Origin of the sequence: Enterobacter cloacae complex sp. 382A5, from assembly GCF_050031095.1 — a bacterium.
Taxonomy (GTDB): domain Bacteria; phylum Pseudomonadota; class Gammaproteobacteria; order Enterobacterales; family Enterobacteriaceae; genus Enterobacter; species Enterobacter cloacae.
In genome coordinates this window covers 2055560-2074264 of sequence record NZ_JBLGVK010000001.1, presented here as the reverse complement: position 1 = coordinate 2074264, position 18705 = coordinate 2055560, and the positions used below count along the sequence as shown (strand labels likewise).

The following is an 18705-nucleotide window of genomic DNA, read 5'->3' as shown; positions in this document are numbered from 1 at the left end:
GAGGATTAATATTTAATACCTCCAAATAAGTAACACTCACCCCATCATTAGCCCGGTTGTAATCACGGGCGAAAATAATAGTCAATTAAAATGATGGGGTGAGTCATGTCCGATGTCGAACATCACGGTGGAATTAGCCGCCGAACACTCGTTAAGTCCACCGCGATAGGTTCTCTGGCGCTTGCCGCCGGTGGTATCTCGTTGCCGTTTGGATTGAAATCGCCGCTGCTGCGGTGCAAAACGCCGTACAGCCTGCTGAAGATAAAGTGGTCTGGGGAGCCTGCTCGGTGAACTGCGGCAGCCGCTGCGCGCTGCGCCTGCATGTCCGTGACGACGAAGTTTACTGGGTGGAAACGGATAATACCGGGGAGGATATCTACGGCAATCATCAGGTGCGCGCCTGTCTTCGCGGACGCTCCATCCGCCGTCGCATTAATCACCCTGACCGCCTTAACTACCCGATGAAGCGCGTGGGCAAACGCGGTGAAGGTAAATTTGAGCGCATCTCCTGGGATGAAGCGCTGGATACCCTGACCCGCAGCCTGAAAAATGTAGTGGAAAAATACGGCAACGAAGCGGTGTACATTAACTACTCCTCCGGCATTGTCGGCGGCAATATCACCCGCTCTTCCCCTTACGCCTCGCTGGTGGCGCGCCTGATGAACTGTTACGGCGGCTTCCTGAGCCACTATGGCACCTACAGTACCGCGCAAATTTCCTGCGCGATGCCGTACACCTACGGCAGCAACGATGGTAACAGCACCTCCGACATTGAAAACACTAAACTGGTGGTGATGTTCGGCAATAATCCGGCGGAAACGCGTATGAGCGGCGGCGGAATTACCTACTACCTCGAACAGGCGCGTGAACGCTCAAATGCGCGGATGATCGTCATCGACCCGCGTTATACCGACACCGCTGCCGGACGTGAAGATGAATGGATCCCGATTCGTCCGGGTACCGATGCCGCGCTGGTAGCCGGACTTGCATGGGTATTAATCAACGAAAATCTGGTTGACCAGCCGTTCCTCGATAAATACTGCGTTGGCTATGACGAAAAAACGCTGCCGGAAGGCGCGCCTGCTAATGGGCACTACAAAGCGTATATTCTCGGCCAGGGCGACGATAATACGCCAAAAACCCCGGAGTGGGCCTCGCGCATTACCGGTATTCCGGCGGATCGCATCGTCAAGCTGGCGCGCGAGATTGGCTCGGCAAAACCCGCCTATATCTGCCAGGGCTGGGGACCGCAGCGCCAGGCCAACGGTGAACTGACGTCGCGCGCCATCGCCATGCTGCCGATCTTAACCGGCAACGTGGGTATCAACGGCGGTAACAGCGGCGCGCGCGAATCGACCTATACCATCACCATCGAACGGATGCCGCTGCCGGAAAACCCGGTAAAAACGCAGATCTCCTGCTTTAGCTGGACGGATGCCATCGCCCGCGGCCCGGAAATGACCGCCCTGCGCGACGGCGTGCGTGGCAAGGATAAGCTGGATGTGCCGATCAAGTTCATCTGGAACTATGCCGGTAATACCATCATCAACCAGCACTCCGACATCAACAAAACCCACGATATTCTGCAGGACGAAAGCAAGTGCGAAACCATCGTGGTGATCGACAACTTTATGACCTCTTCGGCGAAATACGCCGACATCCTGCTGCCGGACCTCATGACCGTCGAGCAGGAAGACATCATTCCGAACGATTATGCGGGCAACATGGGCTATCTGATTTTCCTGCAGCCCGTCACCGCGCCGAAGTTTGAGCGTAAGCCCATCTACTGGATCATGAGCGAAGTGGCGAAACGTCTCGGGCCGGATATCCATCAGAAATTCACCGAAGGCCGGACACAGTCGCAGTGGCTGCAGTATTTGTACGCCAAAATGCTGGCGAAAGATCCGCAGCTTCCGTCCTATGACGAACTGAAAAAAATGGGCATTTATAAGCGCAAAGATCCCAACGGACACTTCGTGGCGTATAAAAAATTCCGCGATGATCCGGATGCCCATCCGCTCAAAACCCCGTCAGGCAAGATTGAAATCTACTCCAGCAAGCTGGCAGAGATTGCCGCCACCTGGGAGCTGGAAAAAGATGAAACCATCAGCCCGCTGCCGGTGTACGCCTCAACGTTTGACGGCTGGGATGCCCCGGAACGTAAAACATACCCGCTGCAGCTGTTTGGCTTCCACTTCAAGGCGCGCACCCACTCCAGCTACGGCAACGTGGATGTGCTGAAAGCCGCCTGCCGTCAGGAGGTGTGGCTCAATCCGGTTGATGCGGCACAACGCGGTATTCAAAACGGCGATATGGTGCGCGTGTTTAACGACCGCGGCGAAGTGCGCATTGCCGCGAAAGTCACCCCGCGCATCATGCCCGGCGTCAGCGCGATGGGTCAGGGGGCCTGGCACGACGCCAACATGAACGGCGATCGGATCGACCACGGCTCATGTATCAACACGTTGACCACCCATCGCCCGTCACCGCTGGCGAAAGGCAACCCGCAGCACACCAATCTGGTGCAGATCGAGAAGGCGTAAGGAGTAACCGATGACAACTCAGTATGGATTTTTTATTGACTCCAGCCGTTGCACCGGGTGCAAAACCTGCGAGCTGGCCTGCAAGGATTACAAAGACCTGACCCCGGACGTCAGCTTCCGCCGGATCTACGAATACGCGGGCGGCGACTGGCAGGAGGATAACGGCGTCTGGCATCAGAACGTCTTTGCCTATTACCTGTCGATTGCCTGTAACCACTGTGAAGACCCAGCCTGCACCAAAGTGTGCCCGAGCGGGGCGATGCACAAGCGCGACGACAGGTTTGTGGTAGTGAATGAAGACGTCTGCATTGGCTGCCGCTACTGCCATATGGCCTGTCCTTACGGTGCGCCGCAGTACAACGCCGCCAAAGGCCACATGACCAAGTGCGACGGCTGCCATGACCGCGTCGCAGAGGGTAAAAAGCCGATTTGCGTGGAGTCCTGTCCGCTGCGCGCGCTGGACTTCGGCCCGGTTGACGAGCTGCGTAAAAAACACGGCCAGCTTGCGGCCGTCGCGCCGCTGCCGTCCGCGCACTTCACCAAGCCAAGCATTGTGATTAAACCTAACGCCAACAGCCGCCCGACGGGAGATACCTCCGGCTATCTGGCAAACCCGAAGGAGGTGTGAGATGGGAAGTGGATGGCATGAATGGCCGCTGGTGATCTTCACCGTTTTTGGGCAGTGCGTGGCCGGGGCGTTGCTCGTCAGCGGTCTGGCATGGATGAGGGAGAGTGACGAGGCGGTCAGAGCTCGCATCGTGCGCAGCATGTTCTTTTTATGGCTGGTCATGGGCGTTGGCTTTATCGCATCGGTGATGCACCTGGGCTCCCCGCTCAGGGCGTTTAACTCCCTGAACCGTGTTGGCGCGTCGGCGCTCAGCAACGAGATCGCGGCAGGCTCGGTCTTCTTTGCCGTCGGTGGCTTCTGGTGGCTGGTGTCGGTTATCGGTAAAATGCCGCCCGCATTGGGTAAAGTATGGATGGTGGTGAGCCAGATCCTGGGGATTGTGTTTGTCTGGGCCATGACCCGCGTGTATCAGATCGATACGGTTCCGACCTGGTACACCGGCTACACCACGCTGGCCTTTTTCCTGACGATGGCGCTGGGCGGCCCGCTGTTTGCCGCCCTGCTGCTTCGCGCTGCTGGCACCGCCTTCAGAGGCACGTGTGCCGCATCGGTGAGCGTACTGGCGCTGCTGCTGAGCGTGGCGGTGATTGTGTTGCAGAGTAACGAACTGGCGACGCTACACAGCTCCGTACAACAGGCCAGCGCCCTGCTGCCGGACTATGGCGCATGGCAAGTTGGCCGTATCATACTGGTCGCAGCCGGATTAGGCTGCTGGCTGTGCCCGCTCATCCGGCGCCAGGAGCCGAAAACCCTTGCGCTCTTTGCAGGCCTGGCGCTGGTTGTCGTGGGTGAACTGATTGGCCGCGGTCTGTTCTATGGTCTGCACATGACGGTAGGTATGGCGATTGCCGGTTAACACAGGCGCGCGGGTTCGCCCGCGCGAGCAAGGAAGGTTGTAATGAAAGATGTCTCACAGCGTGAAGCGTTCGCGTTCAGCGCCCGGGTACTGGGCGCACTGTTTTATTATTCACCCGACAGCGAGCACGTTGCGCCGCTGGTCAACGCCCTGACCGCTGGCGACTGGGTTACGGACTGGCCGCTGCCGCAGGCGGCGCTGCGGCCCATCGCCGACACCTTTACGGTATCTGCCGATGAGCCCGTCACCGACGCCTGGCAACGGCTGTTTATTGGCCCCTATGCGCTGCCCGCACCGCCGTGGGGTTCCGTATGGCTGGATCGTGAATCCGTGCTGTTTGGGGATTCAACCCTCGCACTGCGTCAGTGGATGCGGGAAAACCAGATTGCCTTTGAGATGCAGCAGAACGAACCGGAAGATCATTTTGGTACGTTGCTGCTGCTGGCCGCGTGGCTCACTGAGAACGGACGCGAGACGGAACGCGACCAGCTTCTGGCGTGGCACCTGCTGCCGTGGAGCACCCGTTTTCTCTCCGTGTTTGTCGAAAACGCCGGGCACCCGTTCTATACCGCACTGGGAAAACTCGCGCAGCTGACGCTTGCGGACTGGCAATCTACCTTACTGATCCCGGTCGCAGAAAAACCGCTCTACCGTTAACCGCGCTGGCTTGCTCACGGATGCTGAGCAAGCCAGGCTCGCCAGCCACCGAATCGCGTTATCTCCTGTGCTCCCTCTAATCCAGCCTCCTCGCAGATAAACCCGGTCAGCCAGCGCCCGTCCTGGAGTTCGATTTTTCCCAGGCCCAGCGGTGCAGGGATCCCGGCCAGAAACGATCCCACTTCGCTGTGCGGAAGTGCCCAAACTTCGACGGCTATCGCCGCCCCCTGTTCCGTCGCCCGCACCATGCCCGGTCGTTTGCCGTCTGCCAGGGCAAAGAGCCGATAATGCGGGGCGCTGGTGGTGGCTTCTACATACGTCGCCCCGCGCTGGCGCAGTTGATGATTCAGCGCCAGCCCGTCCAGATGCGCCCCGCACACCACCAGATACATCCGGTCATCGGTTGCGGTTGAAGCGGGTGCGTCCTCTTGTATCTCGCGCTCTCCGGACAGAGGTAATTTTTGGTGGCGTTGTAACGCATCGGCCAGACTGAGCAGATACTGGTCGGTAAACGCGCGGCCAAACAGCGTTATGCCGGAAGGCAAGCCGTTGGCCATAAACCCTGCCGGGACCGCCACGGCAGCGTAATCAAGCAGGTTCATAAAGTTGGTGTAAAGCCCAAGCTCAGAGTTGCGTTTGACCGGTTCCTCCGCCAGCTCGGCCAGACTCACCGGGCGCGGATAAGTGGGAGTTAACACGCACTCAAGCCCCGCCAGTATGGCATCGCACTCGCTTTTATAGGCCTGAAGCTGGTACTGCGCTTCAAACGCCGCTACCGCACTCATGGCAGGTGCTTTTTGCAGCACATTGCGGATCACCGGCAGCACCGCGTCCGGCTGTTGCTCAATCAACGCGCCCGCCACGTGGTAGCGCTCGGCCACCCACGGGCCGTCATAGAGCAGTTTTGCTGCCGCCAGGAACGGCGAAAAGTCGATGGTCACCGGCACGCCGCCAAGGGCGATCAGCCTCTCCTTTGCGGTGTGATACAGCGCCTCGCTCTCTGCGCAGCCGAGAAACTCCAGTGTGTCCGGCACGCCAAAGCGAAAACCGGCTGCCGGTACGCCAAACGCCTGCGCTCCGTTCCAGGACGGGTTAGCACGGCTGTAGTCATCATGCGCGTCTTTCGTCGCCGTCAGCGCCAGCAGTTGGCTGGCCTCCGCTGCCGTGCTGGTGAAGAACGTTACGCAGTCCAGCGTGCGGCAGGCGGGCACCACGCCCGCTGTCGAGATCAGCCCTTTGGTCACCTTCAGCCCGACCAGATTATTGAGAGAGGCCGGAACGCGCCCGCTCCCGGCGGTATCGGTGCCCAGGGCAAAGCTCGCCAGCCCCAGCGCCACAGCCAGCGACGAGCCCGCGCTTGAGCCACCGGACGGATACTCCGGATGCACACTGTTGCGACACGCACCAAATGGTGAGCGCGTGCCGTTTAAGCCGGTCGCGAACTGGTCGAGATTGGTTTTCCCCAGCGGGACCGCCCCCAGCGCGATCAGCTGCGACACTATCGTCGCATCCTGCTCTGCCCGGTACGCAAAGGCCGGACAGGCGGCGGTGGTCTCAATACCCGCCAGATCGATATTGTCCTTAATAGCAAACGGCACGCCATAGAGCGGCAACGATGCCGGATCCACGCCGTCCAGCGCGGCCAGATACGGCTCCAGCTCGTCGGGCATGAGAAGATAAATAAAGGCGTTAAATTCCGGGTTCAGCGCCAGCGCGCGCTCACGCAGGGCGAAAAGCACCGCGCGCGGATTAAGCTGACCGGAACGGTATGCCTGCGCCAGAACATCAAGGCGTAAATCAAAAAGGTGCTTCATGCTGTTTTCTCCAGGACCACCACACACTGACCCGCGCGCACCGATGAACCCGGCTGCACGCGCACCTGGCTGACCACCCCGTCCTGGGTTGCGACCAGCGGGATCTCCATCTTCATGGACTCCAATACCACCAGCACATCGCCTTCGCGCACGGTGTTACCGACTTCAACGTTTACCTGCCACAGGTTGCCTGACACCGGGCTGTCAATCCCGGCCTGTCCGGGTGCCAGCGGCGCGTCTTCGGCGTCTGTTACCAGCACCTCGCTGCTGTCAAAATGGGCCTGACCGTTGGCGGCCCAGCGCTCACGCTCGGCGTCAAACGCGGCCTGCTGATGCGCGCGGAATGCCTCAATCTCCGGCGCCTCGTCGGCCAGGAATTGTTGATACTCCGCCAGCTTCAGCGTGGTGTGTTCGATGCGCAGCGGATAACGCCCCAGCGGGAAATCCCGGCGGATGGTGAGCAACTCTTCGGCAGAGACCGGATAAAAGCGGATCTGGTCGAAGAAGCGCAGTAGCCAGGGCTTGCCGTCAAAATCCTCCACGGCGTGATAGCGATTCCACATCTGCAGCGTGCGTCCGACAAACTGATACCCGCCCGGCCCCTCCATGCCGTAGACGCAAAGGTAGGCCCCGCCAATACCCACCGAGTTTTCCGCCGTCCAGGTCCGTGCCGGGTTGTATTTGGTGGTTACCAGACGATGGCGTGGATCGAGCGGTGTCGCGACCGGCGCGCCCAGGTAGACATCTCCCAGCCCCATTACCAGATAGCGAGCATCGAACACCGTTTTATAGACCTCATCGATATTCGCCAGATCGTTGATACGACGGATAAACTCCAGGTTGCTCGGACACCATGGCGCATCCCGGCGCACGGTGGTCATGTATTTGTCGATGGCCTTCTGGCAAGCGGGATCGTCCCAGGAGAGCGGCAGCCAGACCACGCGCGACGGCACGTCCAGCGACGCCTGCCCGCATACGTCCCGCCACAGCCCGGCCACCGTCTCCAGCAGCGCTTCCAGACTCAGCGTTTCCGGCTGATAGTGAACCTGAAGCGAGCGGATCCCCGGCGTGAGGTCGATAATCCCCGTCAGGGCGCGCGTTTCCAGCGCCTGCATCAGCGCGTGGGCACGAAAACGCAACACCAGATCCAGTTCGGGCTCGCCAATCTCCAGCAGCAGATGGGTATCGCCGGATAACCTCGCCACCAGCCGTTTATCGTCCTCCCCCACCTCCAGCACCACCGTCGAGCTCAGCCCGACAGGTTGCCACGGCATGACCTGCGGCGTCAGGCTGGCGATTTGCGCCGCCTGCCCCTGCGCCAGCCGTCGGGCGGTGGAAACGTCTACCGGCATAAAGCGCACTTTATCGCCCGCTTTCAGCTGGCCAACCGCGTGTAAATCCGCCTCAATGACGGTGACCGGGCAGACAAATCCCCCCAGACTTGGGCCGTCGGGGCCGAGGATCACCGGCATATCGCCGGTGAAATCCACCGCGCCAATGGCGTACGGGTTGTCGTGGATGTTCGACGGGTGCAGCCCCGCTTCGCCGCCGCTCTCGCGTACCCATTCCGGTTTCGGGCCGATCAGACGCACGCCCGTGCGGCTGGAGTTAAAATGTACCTCCCACTCGGTGGCAAAAAAGGTCGCCATATAGCCCGGCGTAAAATACTCCGGCGCACCATGCGGACCGTAAATCACCCGCAGCTCACGCACCCCATCCAGGCTGGTGCGCAGGGCCTGCGGCAGCTCCCCGTCCGCGACAGGTTCGGTCAATGGGGACAGATGCAGCACGTCACCTGTGCGCAGTGCCCGTCCGGCGTGACCGCCAAACTGCCCGAGGGTAAAGGTGCTTTTGCTGCCCAGATAATCCGGCACCTCAAACCCGCCGCGCAGGCAGAGATAGCTGCGCACGCCGTCCCCCTGAATATCGCCCATACGCAGCGTGCTTCCCGCCCGGACGCGGAAAACGCGGTTGTTTGCCAGCGGCACGCCGTCCAGCGTCAGCGCAATGGCTGCGCCGGTCACCGCCAGTTGCGCGTCGCAGTTGAATTTCAGCGTCGGGCCGCTGAGGGTGATCTCCAGCGCGGCGGCCCCCTCCTCATTGCCCAGCAGACGGTTGCCGAGACGCAGCGCCAGGCTGTCCATCGGCCCGGAGGGCGGCACCCCGACGGCCCAGTAGCCCGTGCGCCCCGGATAATCCTGCACCGTGGTTTGCGTCCCGGCGCTGAGCACCTCCAGCGTGAAAGCCTGATACTCCAGCGTCTCTAAACAGCGGGTCCACGGCTCGCCACGGGCGAACGGCGGGAAGGTTAAAATCTGCTGCAAATAGCTGCGGTTGGTTTCCACGCCGTAGAGACGCGTCTCTCCCAGCGCGGTGTGCAGGACGCGGATCGCCGCCTCGCGCGTAGGCTGCCAGGCGATGATTTTTGCCAGCATCGGGTCAAAAAACGGCGGCACGTCGCAGCCGGACTCCACCCAGCTATCGATGCGCAATGTGCGACGGTCGTTTTCCGGGAACACCACTTCGGTGAGTAGCCCTGGCGACGGCTGGAACTGACGGCCCGGATCTTCGGCGTAGACCCGCGCCTGAATGGCGTGTCCTTGTGGTTGCAGGCTGGCGCGCAGCTCCGCCAGCGGCGGCAGCGTTCCGGCCGCCAGGTCAATCATCCAGCGAACCAGATCAACATCCCACACCTGCTCGGTGACGCCGTGCTCTACCTGCAGACGGGTGTTCACTTCAAGGAAATAAAAGCGGGCCGCGTCGCTGTCGTAGACAAACTCCACGGTACCCGCGCTGCGGTAGTTGACCGCCTGGCCGAGTTTGATCGCCGCCTCGCACAGCGCGGCCTCCATGCCGTCCGGCAGGTTAGGCGCGGGCGTCTCTTCCAGCACCTTCTGGTTACGCCGCTGTACCGAGCAGTCGCGCACGCCGAGGGCAATCACCTCGCCTTTGCCGTCACCAAACAGCTGGACTTCCAGGTGACGCGCCCGCTCAATGTATTTCTCGATAAACACGCCCGCGTCGCTAAAGTTATTCTTGCCCAGACGCACCACGGCATCGAAGGCGTCGCGCAGTTCTTCCGCGTGGTAACAGACCCGCATGCCGATCCCGCCGCCGCCCGCGGTGCTTTTCAGCATTACCGGGTAGCCCACTTCCGCCGCAGCGTGAACGGCCTCATCGACGTTAGCCAGCAGTCCGGTGCCTTCGAGCATCGGCACGCCGTGCGCTTTCGCCAGCGCGCGGGCGGTATGTTTCAGGCCAAACAGACGCAGTTGTTCCGGCGTGGGGCCGACAAACGCAATGCCTGCGGCTTCGCAGGCTTCGGCAAATGCGGCGTTTTCCGACAGAAAACCGTAGCCAGGATGAATGGCCTGCGCACCGCTGGCTCTGGCGGCCGCAATGATCTTTTCGCTCACCAGATAGGTGTTCGCCGCCGGGCCCTCGCCCAGGCTCAGCGCCTCATCCGCTTCCCGGATATGCAGGCTGCTGAGATCGGCTTCGGAGTAGACTGCCACGCCGCGGATCTTCATGGCGCGCAGGGTGCGCAGAATGCGGCAGGCAATCGCCCCGCGGTTTGCAATCAGAAGTGTCGTCAACATAGGTCAGACTCAATCGTGGCGGGTCGTCCCGCCGAAAATCGGCTCACCCATGGTCGTCCATGGGGAAAAAGCGGTTACGGCAGAATGCGTCCGGCGCGGACTGCAAACAGGCGATAAATGGCCTGGCGCAGGCGCTGCCTGCGAGTGGGTGTCAGTTCCATACCAGCACCTCTGCTGGCGTCGGGTTCCAGCCGTTGCACGGGTTGTTAAGCTGCGGACAGTTGGAGATCAGCACGATGACGTTGCACTCGGCGCGCAGCTCGACATATTTCCCCGGCGCGGAGATACCGTCCTCAAAGGTCAGCCCGCCCTGCGGAGTCACCGGCACGTTCATGAAGAAGTTAATATTGGCGGCAATATCGCGCTTTTGAAGGCGGCCATCGTGCAGGCAGGCGCAGAGAAAGTTATCCCGGCAGCTGTGCATATGGCGTTTATCGAGAGCATAGCGCACGGTGTTGCTCTCCTGCGCGCAGGCGCCGCCGAGGGTATCGTGACGCCCGCAGGTATCTGCCACGATGGTCAGCAGCGGGTTACCGAGGTTGGAGTACAGCACGCTGCCGTGGGTGAGATAAGCGTTGTTCTGGCGGCGCAGCGTGCGCTGTGCGTCGTAGCGCTCACGCGGGTTGTCCGCATTGTAAAACAGCGTGTCCACCGCCTGGTTGCCCTCCAGGTCGAGCAGGCGTAGCGTCTGGCCTTTCTTCACTTCAAACAGATACGGTTCCCCCGCCGGGATAACGTGGCGGAAGCTGGCGTGCTGGGGATGTTTTTCGCTGGCAACGGTCATACACGGCTCCTTACAGGGCGAAAAGTTGAGTGTTAGTGATGGCGCGTTCGTTTTCCGGGCGCGTCAGGAGGGCGTTAATCGCCCCCTCTTCATCCTCCGCCTGCCGCCAGCTCAGTTGTACCGGGCGCGGGGCGTACTCCCGGGAGGGATCCATCGGGTGCGGTAGCGCGGTCATGACAATCAGCGTGTCCATCGGCGCGAACAGCTCAACGTAGCTGCCCGGCTGCGAATGTTCGCTGTGGAAGCGGAACTGGCCGTTGTCCTCCACGGTGACCTTGCTGAAGAAATTGACCACCATCAGCAGATCTTCCAGGTTGAGATCCCACTTGCCCATCTCCACCAGCAGGTTGTCCGTACCGTTACGGTAGAAACCGTTGCGCAGCTCCTGATAACGCCCCTGACCGTATTTTTCCGCCACTTCGGCGGCATTCAGCACGCCGCCAAACGGGTCGTGCCAGCCGCAGGTGTCGGCGGTAATGCCCGCCAGCACGCGGCCCATGTCGGAATAAAAGCAGTGTCCGGCGGTCAGGCGCGCGGTGTGCTGGCCTTTCAGCGTGTCGGGCAAGTTCAGCCGCTCGCTTTTCTCGTGCGGGTTGAGCATCAGCAGGCTGACGTTGGCACCGCCTTGCGTATCTGTCATGCGCAGGATCTGCCCGCGCTTGAGGACAAACGAGAGGTGTCCCCCGCCGGGAAGCGTCTCTTCACGTAAAATGGTCATGGTATTCACTGTTACCCCCTTAAGGCATAAACGTTGTCGGGCGTGGTTCCGCTCAGGGCGGAGAGCCGCGTCTCGTTGAGCGGAATGTCGTAGGTGATACGCGCGCCGTAGGCATTCGGTGCCTGCGGGTCGAGGCGCACTTTGTCGAACACCAGCAGCCGGGTGCCGAGGTTGAAGCCTTCAGACAGATCGTGGGTGACCATAAAGACGGTCATGCGGGTTTCGCCCCACAGCTGCAGCAACAGGGTGTGCATGTCTTTTCTAATCCCCGGATCCAGCGCGCCAAACGGCTCATCGAGCAGCAGCACGCGCGGCTGCATGATGAATGCCTGAGCAATGGCCAGGCGCTGCTGCATGCCGCCAGAGAGCTGGGCGGGATATTTATCCAGCGCGTGCCCGAGGCCGACTTTTTCCAGCATCTCCGCCGACCGTTCACGCACGGCGCGTTTTTTGGCCCCAAACAGCCGCCCGAACAGCGGCGATTGCGGCAGTTCAAGACCGATGGCGACGTTATCCAGCACGCTGAGGTGCGGGAAAACGGAGTAGCGCTGAAACACCACCCCGCGGCTGCTGTCCGGCTCGGCGCGCAGCGGTTTGCCATCGAGGGTGATCACTCCCCGGCTGGGCGCTTCCTGACCAAGCAGCAGACGCAGGAAGGTGGATTTTCCGCAGCCGGACGCCCCCACCATTGAGCAGAACTCGCCCTCTTTCACCTGCAGGTTCAGGCGTTCCAGCACCACATGGTCGCCGTACTCCTGCCAGATATTGTTGATGGTGATAAAGCTCATGCCTTCCCTCCTTCCGCCCAGGGAAAACAGGTTTTGTGCAACTGACGCAGAGCGAGATCCATCAGCCACGCCAGCAGGGTGATCCACAGGACGTACGGGATAATCACATCCATCGCCATGTAGCGCCGTACGAGGAAAATGCGGTATCCCAGCCCGGCGGTAGAGGAGATAGCCTCCGCCGAGATAAGAAACAGCCATGCCGACCCGAGCAGCAGGCGCAGCGAGGTCAGCAGCCTGGAGAGCAGCTGCGGAAGCACCACGCGCAGCACCAGCGTCCAGCTACTGGCCCCCAGCGTCTGCGCTTTGATGAGGATCTCCGGTGGGATTTCACAGGCGCGGTGCTCCAGATCGCGCGCCAGCATCGGGGTGATGCCGATGACAATCAGCATCACCTTCGACAGCTCATCCAGCCCGAAAACGATAAACAGCACCGGGAGTATTGCCAGCGGCGGGATCATCGACAGCACCGTCATCAGCGGCGAGAGCGATGCACGCCACAGCGGAAACACGCCCGAGGTAACGCCAATGCACAGGCCGATCAGTGAGGCGATCGCCAGCCCCGCCAGCAGACGCGCGAGGCTCACCAGGGTATCGACCCAGAACAGGTATTCACCGCTGCGTTTATCCGGGGTCAACGCCATCCGGGATAGCGCGTCCAGCATTTGCTGCAGGCCGGGCAGCAGCTTGTCCTGCGGGTTGGCCTCCAGCCTGATCGCCGAGCCCAAAAAGTAGGCGGCCAGCAGCAGGACAAAAGGCAGCATCACGAGCATCAGCCGCATGCCGGGTGTGGGATGGCGATTAATTTGTCGCATGGAGACTCCGTCCGTTATCACAGCGTGCCGGCAGCGGCCATTTTCACGAAGCTGTCGTCAAAGCGCAGTTTCACGTTGCTGGCATCGCCCACCGTGACATTGCCCGGGAAGCGCATACCGATAAAATCGGCGCTCTGCGCGCCCTCGCCCAGCAGCCCTTTGTCGAAGGAGAACGACGCCACGCGCTGCATGGTTTTCGCCAGATCCGGTGACGTGACAAACGCCATGTTGTCCTGCGGGGTATAGAACAGATGGGTGGTTTTGAGCTGCGACTGATACCCGGCGAGATCGGTCCCGGAGGCGGCGGCCATCGCATTCAGCGCGCCGGCATCTTGCGCTTTCATCAGCCCCATCATCTCGTACCAGGCGCCAGTAAGCGCTTTGCCCAGCGCCGGGTTGTCTTTCAGGGTCCCGGTGTTGACCACCATCATGTCGATAAGCTCACCCGGTACCTGCGAGGAGCTGAACACTTCGGTGGTGTTTGGCGTGCCTTTGATGACGGAGAGTTGCGGGTTCCACGCCACCGCAGCCTGAACGCTGGCGGTCCCGAACGCAGAGACAATATCTGCGTCCGAGGTATTCACCACGGTGACGTCTTTCTCTGCGAGCCCGGCTTTTTCCAGACCGCGCACCAGCAGATAGTGGGACACGGAGAGCTCAGGCAGGTAGACCTTCATCCCTTTCAGATCTTTCAGGGTTTTGCCCTTACCTTTCATCACTACTCCGTCGTTGCCTTCCGAGTAGCTACCGAGGATCAGCGCTGTGGTGTCCACCCCGCCTGCGGCCGGTATGGTCAGCGCATCCATGTTGGTCATGGTGCAGCCGTCAAACTGCCCTGCGGTGTACTGGTTGATGGATTCGATATAGTCGTTGAGCTGCACAACGTTGATTTTGATGCCGTATTTGCTGGCCCATTTATCGATGATTTTGCTACTGCTGATGGTGCCCCAGGGCATCCACCCGGCGTAGATGGTCCAGCAGACGTTGAACTCTTTTTTCACAGCGGCGAACGTGGGGAGACTGACCAGCATTGCCAGCGACAGTACAAGAGAGCGGAGTAATGGCGTTTTTTTCATGCTTGACCTCTGAGTGGCACAAAATTAGGGGGCAGCGCGACACCGTCTGGTGCTGCTGTCTCCCGGGCTTTTGTCCCGCCGTGTAACCTCTCAGAGGTCGCCAGCTCTTGGACCAGCCATTCACCGTGGTGAACCGGAACCCTAGCCAGCTATTGTTCAAATTGTGGTGTGCTGCCCTTTCACGGTTGATTAAGCAAGGGGTGTGCCAGGATGGTTTTGCTTTGTTTTTTAGGGGGTTGGGGATTGCTGCGGGTTGGGTTTCACTGTTTTGGGGAGCGGGTTTGGGGGATGTGCACTGCGGTGGGGCGTTTGATGGATGGGTGATAAAATGGCTATAATGACTTGGTTGGTGATTCCATCAGTACAATATCTGATTGATGCTAGTAATTACAGCTACCGCTGAGATAACAGAGAAGAGGTCAGATTCGCAGCCCTGTTGTCATTAAAATCGCTGAGGAAGTATTCTGTAATGGCTGGATTGTAGGCTCATAAAGATGATTTAGCACTGTATGATGTGTCTTTCTCTATGTTCCCTCCAAAAACATGATCGTTAATGAAACACGGAAAGCCTGAGATCGGCGAAACAGACAGCTATGAATACACGATATGATGAAGCTTGCACTCTACTACGTTACAATGAGTGAACGCTAAAAGGATATGTTCATGAAAAATTCTCGCATCATCAGAAGACTGAAGATTGAAGGCCTATTTGGGCAGTATAATGTCAACATTGAATTAAATGACCTTACAGTTATAGTGGGTAAAAATGGCCTAGGTAAAACTACGCTACTAAAAATTTTAAAAGGGTTTATGACTGGCAAGCATGAAATAAATTATGAGGATATATGTGAAAATATTGAACTTTTCTTCGAAGATGGCAATATAATATCCTTTGGGGTTATTAGTGAAGAAATGAGTAGATCGGTCGCTAGTAAAGGCCTCATGCAATACCTCATGAATGATGAAAAAGGTATAGAATCCATTATTCCTGGGATTGATGGAATTAACTCTACTCTCACAGATGTGGAAAAGAAAGATATAGCTGAACGTTTAATAGCAGCAACTATGAAATCCGAAACCTTTCTTAACATGCTGAAAAACGGGTACGGCGAAGTAATAAATAAAAACAACAAGCAGATATTTTCAAATAAATTTCACATCAAAGATATCAAGGATACGATTGTTGTTAGATACATATCAACCGTAAATATTTCAGCCAACGCGGGTAATAATATCGATTTTGGGAATAGTATAGAAAAAAACCCTCTTAACCTTGCAATCTACGATGAACTTAGAATATTATTAAAAAATGAAAACAAGTCAGCAGAAAAGAAATTCAAAGAACAATTAAATACATTCCTTAAAGAATCAGGTAAAAAGACCATACGTAAACATGGAGAATGGATATTTACTAACAAAACAGGTCGTATTCTGGGGCTTGAACAACTTTCTTCTGGTGAACGTCAACTTGTCTATATTCTTGCTACGGCAGCGAACACCTGTAATAAAGCGACTCTCTTCCTAATGGATGAGCCTGAGATATCCTTACATCTTAGCTGGCAGGAAAAGATACTTACGGCCATAATGAACATCAATCCTCTTATGCAGATTATAGCGGTAACACACAGTCCAGGCATTATCATGAATGGCCATATGGATGCGTATGTTGAAATGAAAGACATTATGCGAGGGGTAGAGAATGTCTGAATTGACCGATATAATGCGAAACGGAGAATTTATAAGAGCTTATACTGGGATAGAGTCTTCCGGTTCGCAGAAAGGAATTATTTATATTGAGGATGCATCAGACCGCTTATTCTGGGAAAGGGTTGTAAATACTGTTTGCCCCAACCGATATGATATTAAACCTTTTTCTCGGAATGGTGCTGAGGGCAAGCGTGCACTGGAAAAAGAATATGAGCATCTCAATAAAGACAGGCTAGTCGCTGTAGACAGTGATTATGACTACCTGTGTCCGAGTCGGAATGCATACGCCACGGCACTTAATAGCAACCCCTTTGTTCTCCACACTTTTTTTTACTCAAGGGAAAGTTTCATTAATACTCCGGAGGCAATTGATTCCCTTGCAGGTTGCATTCATCTTCATGAAAGACTCGAAAGCCAACTTATTCAGGCGATTCAGAGTTATTCCAGTGCCATACATGAGGCACTTTGTCTTTTTTCATGGCTACATAACCGCGATCAACAACAATTCAGGGAAGATGTTTTCAACAATAGCATCCGACTTCCGGCAGGAGCCCGACTCCTTGATGCCGAACTCAGAGTGAATGAAGAAGCCTTGCGAGAGCTCAATCGATCGGCGGATGAATATCTAATGCAGCATAGGCCATATATTGATGATCAAGATAGTTACATGCAATATCAAGAAACGCTGAATCAACGGGGTATTAATCCTAATAACGCCATCCTGTTTACCAACGGCCATTATCTTCTCGACTCTGTGTTTCGACCTCTTTATGAGATGTTTATAAATGCAAGTAGGAGAAAAGATAAAGAGTGGGTTGAAGCTAACTGTCAGCAAAGTGAAATCCGGAGTCGTAAAAATCAGGTCGAAAATCATTATAGAGATAATTGTGGTGTCAAACAACTTATTCATCATTGTGAAGCTTACAGAGAAGCGCCGTTCTGGCAGCGAATAATACAAAAGTTGAGTGAAATTGAAAATTCTGCATAAGCTAATCACACGCTCTCCTTAGGGCATCCGCAGCACACTGCGGATGTCGCTAGGTAAGTTAGCATCTCATAAAGGACTTTCCCAGTACGGGACATTTTTCCAAAATAATTGTAAATGGAAATTCAGCAACACGGCAGAAATACAGTGAATAATTACTACGTTCATTGCATCAAGTGCTTTTAAAGAAAATTTGAATCCTAATGGTTATGAAATGCTAAAAATTTAATTCTTCTTCGAGTTACCTTTCTTTGCTAAGGAACTATAAACTAAATCAACTAAAACATATTTTTCACTTATCCAAGGATCATTGATAGATGGATTTAACAAATCAGGCTTCCCTCCCATCAGATTATGGATATAAGAATAGGTATTGATTCTTTTTGAAAGCTCCATGATTTTTATTTGATGTTCTGGTGGAAGCATTTTATATTTAAACCATGTTGTGAATATATGTCTTGTAAGCTCTCTAGTACAAATAAACCATTCACCTTGACGTCTTTCAGTTTTGAACTTTTCATGCAGCTCATTTTCTTTTTGTGCGCCACCAGGTTCCAAGGCATGTATAATCAGTTGCCCAAATGTACCTGTTTGCAAGTTAGACAATCTTTTTAGTACATTATTGGAGCGCCCAATTTTCACATAGAGCCCAGAGTAAGGATTTTCCTTATCAGAAGAACCGGGCCAAGTATCAGGCACTTGTAAAATATAATAAATACTGTTTTCTCTCCCATTTGATACATTATTTGCCCAAGACAACCATTCGTCTATCCATTTCAGAGCATCTTTCTGTGTGTCAAAAGAATGACTTGTAAAGTAAAATTCTCCATTATCCAGTAAGATATCAAAAACATACTTCCCGCCTTCGATTTCCCTTAAGTTATTTACTTGCATGCTGCCCCCCCTAAACACACTAAAATTAATAGTAGTCTTATCTGCAATTATTGGAAATAGCAATCCCCTTGAATATTCTCAAAGTTATTTTATTTCTATCTATTTTGTGACTATCTTGCAACATTTTAGTTCATTTACATAATTTATAGCTTACGAGATGTAAATTTTCGCCCATAGGCTAATGTTCGTACCTTGCTCAACACAGTTATTTATCCACCATGCAGTGAAAGTAACACTGCCCCTCAAAAACCTCAAAGGGGCCCACCCAGCCCCTTTCCCACACCACCCTCTAAGCAGCTAACCAAGCCTGCCCGCACTCAGTGCGCCACAATTCGCGGCTCCTTCACAAACTCCGCCAGAAGCCAAATCATATCGTGCAGCAGCCCCGTAAGCTCTTTCGCAACGTTCGCGGGCAATGTCCCCCCTTTAACGGCCTGGGTAAGTGCCAGCGCATAGTCTATCTGGGTAGCGGTGTCGTGCCAGCAGTCGGGCACGCAGGAGGTCATTTTCTCTCCCACAATCAGCTGGTCAATAAGGTTCGGCGGGAGATCGGCATCGCAGAGTTCGCGGAGTCGATGAAGCGCTTGCAGCAGACGCTCACAGAGCGCAGTGCAAATGACGCTGTCATCACTTTCGACCAGCACGGTCACCAGCGCGGCGCAGTTGTCCGCCACGTCAAAGAGATCGGCGTCAACCGGAAGGGGTCGCGTAATAAGCTGTTGAATAATGTTTTCATCAGATTGCGGGAAAATCAGGGTCTGGATAGTCGCCATATTAGGGCATCCTCTACATGTAATTTTATTCACTACCTTGTGAGTTCCTACGCTCGGGGGTAGCACTGACG

At 56.2% G+C, this 18705-nt stretch carries 14 protein-coding genes, 1 pseudogene and 1 riboswitch; of the genes and pseudogenes, 6 read left to right on the top strand and 9 right to left on the bottom strand.

The annotated features are described in order from the left end of the window. The first annotated feature begins 105 nt into the window (after nt 1-105). The 4 genes and pseudogenes from ynfE to dmsD all read left to right on the top strand — a co-directional run bounded on the left by ynfE (nt 106) and on the right by dmsD (nt 4684). Nucleotides 106-2543, top strand: a pseudogene (ynfE, locus tag ACQG2G_RS09860) (selenate/tellurate reductase subunit YnfE). 10 nt (nt 2544-2553) lie between these two features. Beyond that, on the top strand, nt 2554-3171 hold the full coding sequence (locus tag ACQG2G_RS09855; protein WP_061771534.1) for a DMSO/selenate family reductase complex B subunit: 618 nt from the start codon (nt 2554-2556) through the stop codon (nt 3169-3171). Nucleotide 3172: 1 nt separating this feature from the next. After that, nucleotides 3173-4027: a dimethyl sulfoxide reductase anchor subunit family protein gene (locus ACQG2G_RS09850; RefSeq protein ID WP_061771535.1), complete on the top strand. Its 855-nt coding sequence runs from the start codon at nt 3173-3175 to the stop codon at nt 4025-4027. 42 nt (nt 4028-4069) lie between these two features. Further along, nucleotides 4070-4684, top strand: a complete 615-nt coding sequence (gene dmsD, locus ACQG2G_RS09845; protein WP_061771536.1) for a Tat proofreading chaperone DmsD — start codon at nt 4070-4072, stop codon at nt 4682-4684. 14 nt (nt 4685-4698) lie between these two features. Here the strand turns inward: dmsD and atzF are convergent, their stop codons facing one another. From atzF to ACQG2G_RS09810, 7 genes are all read right to left on the bottom strand, one after another. Next, on the bottom strand, nt 4699-6498 hold the full coding sequence (atzF, locus tag ACQG2G_RS09840; protein WP_061771537.1) for an allophanate hydrolase: 1800 nt from the start codon (nt 6496-6498) through the stop codon (nt 4699-4701). Beyond that, the gene (gene uca / locus ACQG2G_RS09835) at nt 6495-10097 is read right to left on the bottom strand and encodes an urea carboxylase (protein ID WP_248078872.1); all 3603 of its coding nucleotides are present in this window, start codon (nt 10095-10097) and stop codon (nt 6495-6497) included. The genes atzF and uca overlap by 4 nt, the downstream gene beginning before the upstream one ends. 151 nt (nt 10098-10248) lie before the next feature. After that, nucleotides 10249-10881 (bottom strand): urea amidolyase associated protein UAAP2, encoded by a 633-nt coding sequence (locus ACQG2G_RS09830; RefSeq protein WP_013096803.1) that lies wholly within the window; start codon nt 10879-10881, stop codon nt 10249-10251. A gap of 10 nt (nt 10882-10891) precedes the next feature. Continuing rightward, nucleotides 10892-11599 carry an urea amidolyase associated protein UAAP1 gene (locus ACQG2G_RS09825; RefSeq protein WP_061773091.1) on the bottom strand — a complete coding sequence of 236 codons (708 nt, stop codon included), beginning with the start codon at nt 11597-11599 and terminating at the stop codon, nt 10892-10894. 11 nt (nt 11600-11610) lie between these two features. Next, complete coding sequence (locus tag ACQG2G_RS09820; RefSeq protein ID WP_061772590.1) at nt 11611-12387, bottom strand: ABC transporter ATP-binding protein; 777 nt, start codon at nt 12385-12387, stop codon at nt 11611-11613. Next, entirely contained in the window at nt 12384-13199 is an 816-nt protein-coding gene (locus ACQG2G_RS09815; RefSeq protein WP_061772589.1) for an ABC transporter permease, read from the bottom strand. The genes ACQG2G_RS09820 and ACQG2G_RS09815 overlap by 4 nt, the downstream gene beginning before the upstream one ends. Before the next feature lie 17 nt (nt 13200-13216). Then, the gene (locus ACQG2G_RS09810) at nt 13217-14275 is read right to left on the bottom strand and encodes a putative urea ABC transporter substrate-binding protein (protein ID WP_061772588.1); all 1059 of its coding nucleotides are present in this window, start codon (nt 14273-14275) and stop codon (nt 13217-13219) included. Between the two features lie 57 nt (nt 14276-14332). Then, a riboswitch (guanidine-I (ykkC/yxkD leader) is annotated at nt 14333-14431 on the bottom strand. 507 nt (nt 14432-14938) lie between these two features. Between ACQG2G_RS09810 and ACQG2G_RS09805 the strand changes: the two genes are divergently transcribed. Then, nucleotides 14939-15982 (top strand): AAA family ATPase, encoded by a 1044-nt coding sequence (locus ACQG2G_RS09805; RefSeq protein WP_061772587.1) that lies wholly within the window; start codon nt 14939-14941, stop codon nt 15980-15982. Continuing rightward, nucleotides 15975-16970 carry a DUF4435 domain-containing protein gene (locus ACQG2G_RS09800; protein WP_071830092.1) on the top strand — a complete coding sequence of 332 codons (996 nt, stop codon included), beginning with the start codon at nt 15975-15977 and terminating at the stop codon, nt 16968-16970. The genes ACQG2G_RS09805 and ACQG2G_RS09800 overlap by 8 nt, the downstream gene beginning before the upstream one ends. Before the next feature lie 222 nt (nt 16971-17192). Here ACQG2G_RS09800 and ACQG2G_RS09795 read toward each other — a convergent pair whose 3' ends face one another. Together ACQG2G_RS09795 and ACQG2G_RS09790 are read right to left on the bottom strand one after the other, a co-directional pair. Continuing rightward, nucleotides 17193-17861, bottom strand: a complete 669-nt coding sequence (locus ACQG2G_RS09795) for a GIY-YIG nuclease family protein (RefSeq protein WP_061773090.1) — start codon at nt 17859-17861, stop codon at nt 17193-17195. Nucleotides 17862-18178: 317 nt separating this feature from the next. Continuing rightward, on the bottom strand, nt 18179-18634 hold the full coding sequence (locus ACQG2G_RS09790) for a hypothetical protein (protein WP_061772584.1): 456 nt from the start codon (nt 18632-18634) through the stop codon (nt 18179-18181). Nucleotides 18635-18705: the final 71 nt, after the last annotated feature.